7 protein-coding genes are annotated in these 6,201 nt (G+C 52.2%); 4 read left to right on the top strand and 3 right to left on the bottom strand.

Annotation, left to right across the window (positions count from 1 at the left end):
* Positions 1–99 precede the first annotated feature (99 nt).
* Positions 100–585 carry a helix-turn-helix domain-containing protein gene (locus JK202_RS15915; RefSeq protein WP_211562453.1) on the bottom strand — a complete coding sequence of 162 codons (486 nt, stop codon included), beginning with the start codon at positions 583–585 and terminating at the stop codon, positions 100–102.
* A 450-nt stretch (positions 586–1,035) separates the two neighbouring features.
* Between JK202_RS15915 and JK202_RS15920 the strand changes: the two genes are divergently transcribed.
* A complete protein-coding gene (locus tag JK202_RS15920) occupies positions 1,036–2,493 on the top strand; it encodes a DNA sulfur modification protein DndB (RefSeq protein WP_211562455.1) in 1,458 nt (485 codons plus the stop codon).
* A gap of 218 nt (positions 2,494–2,711) precedes the next feature.
* Here the strand turns inward: JK202_RS15920 and JK202_RS15925 are convergent, their stop codons facing one another.
* Positions 2,712–3,158, bottom strand: a complete 447-nt coding sequence (locus tag JK202_RS15925; RefSeq protein WP_211562457.1) for a DUF6530 family protein — start codon at positions 3,156–3,158, stop codon at positions 2,712–2,714.
* 749 nt (positions 3,159–3,907) lie between these two features.
* Here JK202_RS15925 and JK202_RS15930 point away from each other — a divergent pair.
* From JK202_RS15930 to JK202_RS15940, 3 genes are read left to right on the top strand one after another with little or no spacing between them, the layout of a single operon-like run.
* The gene (locus JK202_RS15930) at positions 3,908–4,126 is read left to right on the top strand and encodes an antitoxin MazE family protein (RefSeq protein ID WP_211562459.1); all 219 of its coding nucleotides are present in this window, start codon (positions 3,908–3,910) and stop codon (positions 4,124–4,126) included.
* Positions 4,123–4,446 carry a type II toxin-antitoxin system PemK/MazF family toxin gene (locus tag JK202_RS15935; protein ID WP_211562461.1) on the top strand — a complete coding sequence of 108 codons (324 nt, stop codon included), beginning with the start codon at positions 4,123–4,125 and terminating at the stop codon, positions 4,444–4,446. Before JK202_RS15930 ends, JK202_RS15935 begins: the two co-directional genes overlap by 4 nt.
* A 7-nt stretch (positions 4,447–4,453) precedes the next feature.
* Positions 4,454–5,398, top strand: a complete 945-nt coding sequence (locus tag JK202_RS15940; protein ID WP_211562462.1) for a site-specific integrase — start codon at positions 4,454–4,456, stop codon at positions 5,396–5,398.
* A gap of 3 nt (positions 5,399–5,401) precedes the next feature.
* Here JK202_RS15940 and JK202_RS15945 read toward each other — a convergent pair whose 3' ends face one another.
* Entirely contained in the window at positions 5,402–5,932 is a 531-nt protein-coding gene (locus tag JK202_RS15945; RefSeq protein WP_211562463.1) for a cell division protein ZapB, read from the bottom strand.
* Positions 5,933–6,201: the final 269 nt, after the last annotated feature.

Genomic DNA, 6,201 nt, shown 5'->3' on the forward strand with positions numbered 1-6,201 from the left:
GGCCAAGTCGGGCCGAGATTAAGGGATCGTTTTTCCAAGAGCTTCTTCGTCTTGAGCTTTTTGAAAGTGCGTTTGAGGGGAAATTTTTGCTCGGTGGCGTCAACTCGTCGAAGGGGACGGGGACCAGGATGCAATGAGATCAAGCCAATCATTCTTGGAGCGTGGCTTTTCAAAGAAAATATCTCTTTGAAAATGAGCTTCGCTGCCGTTTTGGCAGTTAGAAGAAAAATAGAGTTTTCGGCGGGCAAGAGCCTCTTTGAGGCGCTGTGTCGCATAGAGTGCGGCAGCCTTGGCCTGTTCCAGACAGACCAGGATTAGCCGGTAGCGGTTGGGGCCATTCACAACACGTCCTGAGCGCCGCATACGCTGGCGAGTCCGTTCCACCAAGCCAAGACTGTAGGCCGTTTCCAACGCCCGAATGACGGTTCTGGTGCTACATCCGGCGCGGGCGGCAATGCTTTCATGGGATGGGAAGAGACCGCGATGGCCTTCAAAACTGGCGAGGGCCTGAAGGACGAGATGTGTCCTGGCGGTGATCTGACGGGCTTGGGTCAGGGTCCAGATCTGGGAAGCGAAAGAGGTCATGTCCGTCCTTTTCAGACGGCAAGCACTTCCCAAGAAGGAGAACGTTGAACCTTTGAGCGGCTCACGCTATATTCCTTCTATCGGGTGTCGTAGCGGGCTTAGTCGCTTCTTCACCTGCTCGCCGCGCAACAGCGAGATTTTGAAAGGGTCAGCCTGCCAGGGCCGACCCTTTCTTCGTTTCAAAGCATATTGATTGGTTGCAAGCATGTTGTCCAGCAAGGACATGGACTTGCGGTGTGCAACCAGTTCCTCTTCTGGGGACGTCAAAGCATACAATTTTTTCAGACATGCTCTCACTGTCATGCTGAGAAGGTTTAAAATAGAAATTTTAATCATCCAGGGACATTTTTATCATAGACAAAAATGTCCCTGGATGATTTATTCCTTTTCACCAGGAGCGGTTCACCGCAAAATGCCCGCTAACTGGTTTACTGAGAAAAGGAAAATAGAATGTATCCAAAATTTGGTGATCTTCCCAGTCCTATCCGTGGGCCACAAGATCTAGACACGCTCGATATCCTGGCGGATGCCGGAGATGTAAATGAGACGCCTTTCAACGTCTTCATTGGGCATAATCTCGGACACCGCGTCTTCACAATGTCGGTTCCCTTCCGCAAGTTCGCAGATATTTCTGGTGTAGCCAATAATCGCGAAGCGGGGCCCGTTGCTCAGCGCGCACTCGACGAAAATCACGCCAAAAAATTAGCCATATATATGGTTAAAGGCCTAGTATCTGCTGCGAAACTACGTCGTGAAGCAACAGGAAAAGATATTCCTCCCGCTTTTGACACCCTACTACGCTTTTTAGGGGAGCAGCCGTATTTCTCACTACAGCCTTTAGTCTGTAATATCCGTAATGTACCCTTAGGTGGTAACGGACCTGGTGGAATTCGTGGCTTTCGCCTTGAAACTGTTGGCGGGGAAACTGCCGCTTTCAAAGTATTTCTTTCAGAGCGTCATACTCTATGGGTAGTCGATGGACAGCATCGTCGACACGCTACTGATATGGTGATGACTTTCCTGGATTTGGTTCGGCAGACTGGAAAGTATCCGAGTAAAGGAACCGCTTTATTTTCCGAAAAGGGAAGGCAAGTTACAGAAGAAGAAATGCAAGTTTGGAATGAGGCCTATGATGCAGCCCGTTCCTATGCAACCTTAACCGTTGAGGTGCATCTTGGACTAAATATTGATCAAGAACGTCAACTTTTCCATGACCTTAATAGGCTTGGAAAGAAAGTAGATTCATCGCTGGCTTTCCAATTCGATGGATCTAATCCGATTACTCACTTCATCAAACGCAATCTTGCAGGTGATTTGGGTATTGCGGTCACTGAATCTGAAGCAAAAGATTGGTCAGATGACAGCGGCGCCCTTGTTCTTAAAGATCTTGTGGCCGTAAATGCGATAGCATTTCTGAATAAAGGAAATATTTCAGGGGCAACTCCAGCAATTATCGAGCCCAGAGAAAATAAAATCATGGAACTTTGGGAGAAAATTGTCGAAATACCTCATTTTGGTAGCCATAGAGCTAAAGAAAAAACAGTATCCGCTCAACCTGTTGTTCTAAAAGCTCTAGCAAAACTAACATACGATTTAAATTTTAATAATAGACGCCCTGAAAATTCAGATGATCTGTATATTAATATGCTCAATAATTTACCAGATGTCGATTTTTCACATGATAACCCCATGTGGAACTATTATGAAATGACAGAGGGTGAGCGACTTGATGCTGGTCTTGCGGGTCTAGCAGGTTATTTGCCAGATGAAAGCGGGTCCGCCAACCGGGACATTGGTTCGAAGCAAGGTCCTTATATCCGGTTTGGTGCTAAGCATAATGATATCTTTCCGATCCTAGCGGATATGATCCGCTGGTCATTAGGCTTGCCGAGCCGACGCGAAGCCTAAGTAAAATTGCCCCTTTTATTCATAAGGGGCAATTTTTATACAAAGTTATAGATCTTGATTACATCTGGAAATCTTCAATAGAGATTTTTACGGCATATATTAGACTAAAAATAAAACCACTTCCAAAAGGAAGCATAGAAAGCTTGTGCAGAAATTTACGCAGCCATAACCCGACGCACAGCATCTGGCTCACGCCATAGCACCCTAAGCAGGGTCGCTTAGATTAGCCCACGATCGTTCAGAGGTTTCAAAACGTCAAATAACGCACGTAACCGCGATTTCATAAGAGGATCATTGTGCATTGATTTCGTCGCAGCCGTTCGGTCACGCTTAGAGCCATACGCTACTGTTATGGCATCAGTTTGGTTCTCAAACGTGCCCTCTTTTATCTGCACCATGTCGTCACCCTGACCGTAAGCAAGAGCAGTAAGGATCGTGAGGTCAATCACGCGTGGAAGTGGAAGCTCCTCAGATTGGCGAGACCATCTCTGACCAGAGTGACGTACGACTTTAGCCGACAGTTCGTGTTGATCCCATTGTGACCATCCAAGAGTTATAAACTGGGCGTCGGTATCTCCTGCATACCAAGGATCAAGATCAAAATAAGGAACTACATAGACTGGTTTGTGAGAAATTTGGTCCGGGAAATCCGTTTCCTGAGGCATAAAAACCACTCCTTAAAAGCTGATAAAAAGCACATATAAAATCTACTAGTTTTTGTAAATCTACTAATTTTAGTAGATAGGATTTTATTGTGTGCTACACGCTGTTTTTGGAGAGCCAACGCCTTTTCCCCTTCGCTTCCTGTTTAACGTTGCGAGGATTTCAAGCCTCCCTGGTGTCTGAGAATGGGCATTCTCAGACACCAGAATGTGGGTCTCAGACCCACTCGAGCGCACCAGACCCATCATCTCCACCAAACTGAAAAATGACGCGTGTTTGACGTCTCCTTGAAGCGTTCATGACGTGTAAATGACGTAAATGACGTGTTTTTGCAGTGAGTGTGACGTGCGTTTGCCGTGTAAATGGCGTGTGGTCGCTTCGCTCCCAGGATCAGGACGATTTTGAAGGCGTAAGGCGGGGCATGAGGGGCTTTTTCCTGGAATGAAGAACCGGGTTTTCCCTTAATCTGGACTATACACAATACGCAGTCCGGTGGACTGACAAGTATTTGAAAAAGAACGATTTTTTAGAAATTTGGCCCTTTGAGCGTATTACCCAGGTAATACGTATCCTCCATTTTTGGCAGTTTTCTGCGCCCCAATCGTATTACCTCGGTAATACCAACGCTGGCAGATGACCGGTTTGATAACTGGTCCAAGAATTTCCAGCCGTAAGATTGGCACAAGCCCTCCAACAGTTTGCATAGAAATCCGTATCTTCTTATGTTACATGTAACGGAAGGAGAGAAGCCATGACCCCTGTTGCCATCCGCGTCCAGAAGCGTCGCGACACCCTGCGCAAGGCCGGGCTGCGCCCCGTCCAGATCTGGGTGCCCGATACGCGAACCCCGGGATTTGATGCAGAATGCCAGCGCCAGGCGCGTCTGGTGGCCGAGGCCGAGCGGCACGATCCTGCACTGATGTCCTTTCTCGAGACCGCGTCCAGCGATCTCGACGGATGGGACGCATGAATCGAGGAGACTTCGTGACCGTTGCTCTCCAGGGGGATCTGGGCAAACCCCGTCCCGCTCTGATCGTCCAGGCGGACCGCTTCGAAACGACCGCCTCCGTGACCATTCTCCCTGTCACCAGCACCCTCATAGACGCGCCCTTGCTCCGCCTGTCGGTAGCCCCGGACGAGCGGAACGGGCTGCGCAAACCGTCCCAGGTGATGATCGACAAGCCCAGCACGGTCTCCCGAGACAAGATTGGCCCCACTTTCGGGATCGCCAGCGATACCGTCATGCTCTCTGTTAATCGCGCCCTGGCGCTGTTTCTCGGTCTGGCCTGAAAGGCCCGTGACCTTACAACCGCTTTCCGTCGAGACGATCCCACCGGCTCTTCAGGGAGCTTCTGACCATCTGGTTCTAGCCGCCCGCTCTCCCGAGACATTGCGCGCCTATCGCACCGACTGGGGCTCTTTCGTAACTTGGTGCAGCGCCCAGGGCGTCACGGCCTTGCCCGCTCGACCCGAAACTGTCGCCGCCTGGATCGCGTCACGTTTGGAGCAGGGCCGCAAAGCTGCGACGCTGTCCCGTGGGGTGGCCGCCGTATCCTGTGCGCATGAGCTGGCCGGGTTCGAGAGCTTCAGCCGCTCCCGCGTCGTCCAGGACGCGCTCCGGGGCATGCGGCGGACGCTTGGGACCGCCCCAACCCGTAAAGCCCCTGCAACCGTGGACCTCCTGCGCCGGATGCTCGACGTCCAGCCGGATACCCTGATCGGTTGGCGCAACCGGGCACTTCTGGCTCTGGGCTTTGCCGGAGCCTTGCGACGCTCTGAACTGGTGACGCTGGACATCGGGGATCTCGTGCCGCAGGAGGGCGGCGCGCTCTTGACGCTCCGGCGCAGCAAGACCGATCCGGACGGGGCGGGTCAGACGATCGGAATTCTGAACGGCTCCACCATCCGGGCGCTGGATCATCTCGCGGCCTGGTGCGAGGCGGCCGGGATCACGTCCGGTCGGCTGTTCCGGTCCGTAGACCGGCATGGCCGGATCGGCGGGTCGCTGTCAGATCGCTCGGTGGCCCGGATCATCAAGGCCGCCGCCGAGGCCGTAGGGCTCGATCCGGAGCGGTTTTCGGGGCATTCGCTGCGGGCGGGCTTCATCACTTCAGGGGCAGAGGCCGGCGCCGATGCACTGTTGATCGCCGAGACCTCGCGGCATCAGAGCCTCGACGTGCTGCGGAGCTATGTCCGGCGCGCCTCGCTGCTGAAGACTCATGCCGGACACCGGTTCCTGTGATCCCTAGCCGAATGGCCACCACCAGCGACGGCGAGCGTACCCCCCGTACGACCGATTCTGTTCAGGAGGTACGTTCAGGGTAAACACTGGCCTTTGTACAGGGTGAACGTCCGGGGTGTACGTAGGGTGTACGCGTTCACCTTCTATTCGTGCCAGCGTCTCTCTGAGTTGGGCATTTTGCTCCTTAAGAACGGCGTTTTCTTCGCGGTAACCTGAGACTTCTTGGCGTTTCTCGTTCAGTTCAGTTTGGAGAAGAGACATCATGTCCCGCAGGGTGAACAGAGCCGTATTGTCCGGGGTGAACATCCCATTGTGTTCGGGGGTACGTTCATCCTGAACGTCCGGGGCTACGTGTTCAGTCCGTTCAGGGGGCTTGTTCAGGACCAAGACGGGAACAGAAACACGGACAATGCCATGATTGTCCGTGATCTTGAGCCAGCCGCCGCGACGAACGCGTGCGCGTGCAGCTTCAAGGGAAAGTCCAAGCCGGTCAGCTAACTGACGATAGGTCAGATTTTCTGTTTGCTCGGCCATAGATCCTCTTACATCTCAAGACTGAGCTTATATCCGGTCGAGCATGAAATGCGAGTAAGGCTGTCACCCTAGCTAGGGTGACACATCTTGCCTGTTAATGTTTTGTCCGAGACGGCCCGACTTGGCCTTGAATGGCCTCAAGAGAAAGTTTTCAAAGTTTCGGGCTGACTGAGGCCGTCTCGGGCCATTCAGGGCCAAGTCGGGCCGAGATTAAGGGATCGTTTTTCCAAGAGCTTCTTCGTCTTGAGCTTTTTGAAAGTGCGTTTGAG

The sequence above is a fragment of the Gluconobacter sp. Dm-62 genome, from assembly GCF_018256155.1.
GTDB lineage: Bacteria > Pseudomonadota > Alphaproteobacteria > Acetobacterales > Acetobacteraceae > Gluconobacter.

Excerpts from the sequence above, each read along its gene's own strand:
- JK202_RS15915 (WP_211562453.1), bottom strand. The coding sequence starts at position 585 with ATGACCTCTTTCGCTTCCCAGATCTGGACCCTGACCCAAGCCCGTCAG.
- JK202_RS15920 (WP_211562455.1), top strand. The coding sequence starts at position 1,036 with ATGTATCCAAAATTTGGTGATCTTCCCAGTCCTATCCGTGGGCCACAA.
- JK202_RS15925 (WP_211562457.1), bottom strand. The coding sequence starts at position 3,158 with ATGCCTCAGGAAACGGATTTCCCGGACCAAATTTCTCACAAACCAGTC.
- JK202_RS15930 (WP_211562459.1), top strand. The coding sequence starts at position 3,908 with ATGACCCCTGTTGCCATCCGCGTCCAGAAGCGTCGCGACACCCTGCGC.
- JK202_RS15935 (WP_211562461.1), top strand. The coding sequence starts at position 4,123 with ATGAATCGAGGAGACTTCGTGACCGTTGCTCTCCAGGGGGATCTGGGC.
- JK202_RS15945 (WP_211562463.1), bottom strand. The coding sequence starts at position 5,932 with ATGGCCGAGCAAACAGAAAATCTGACCTATCGTCAGTTAGCTGACCGG.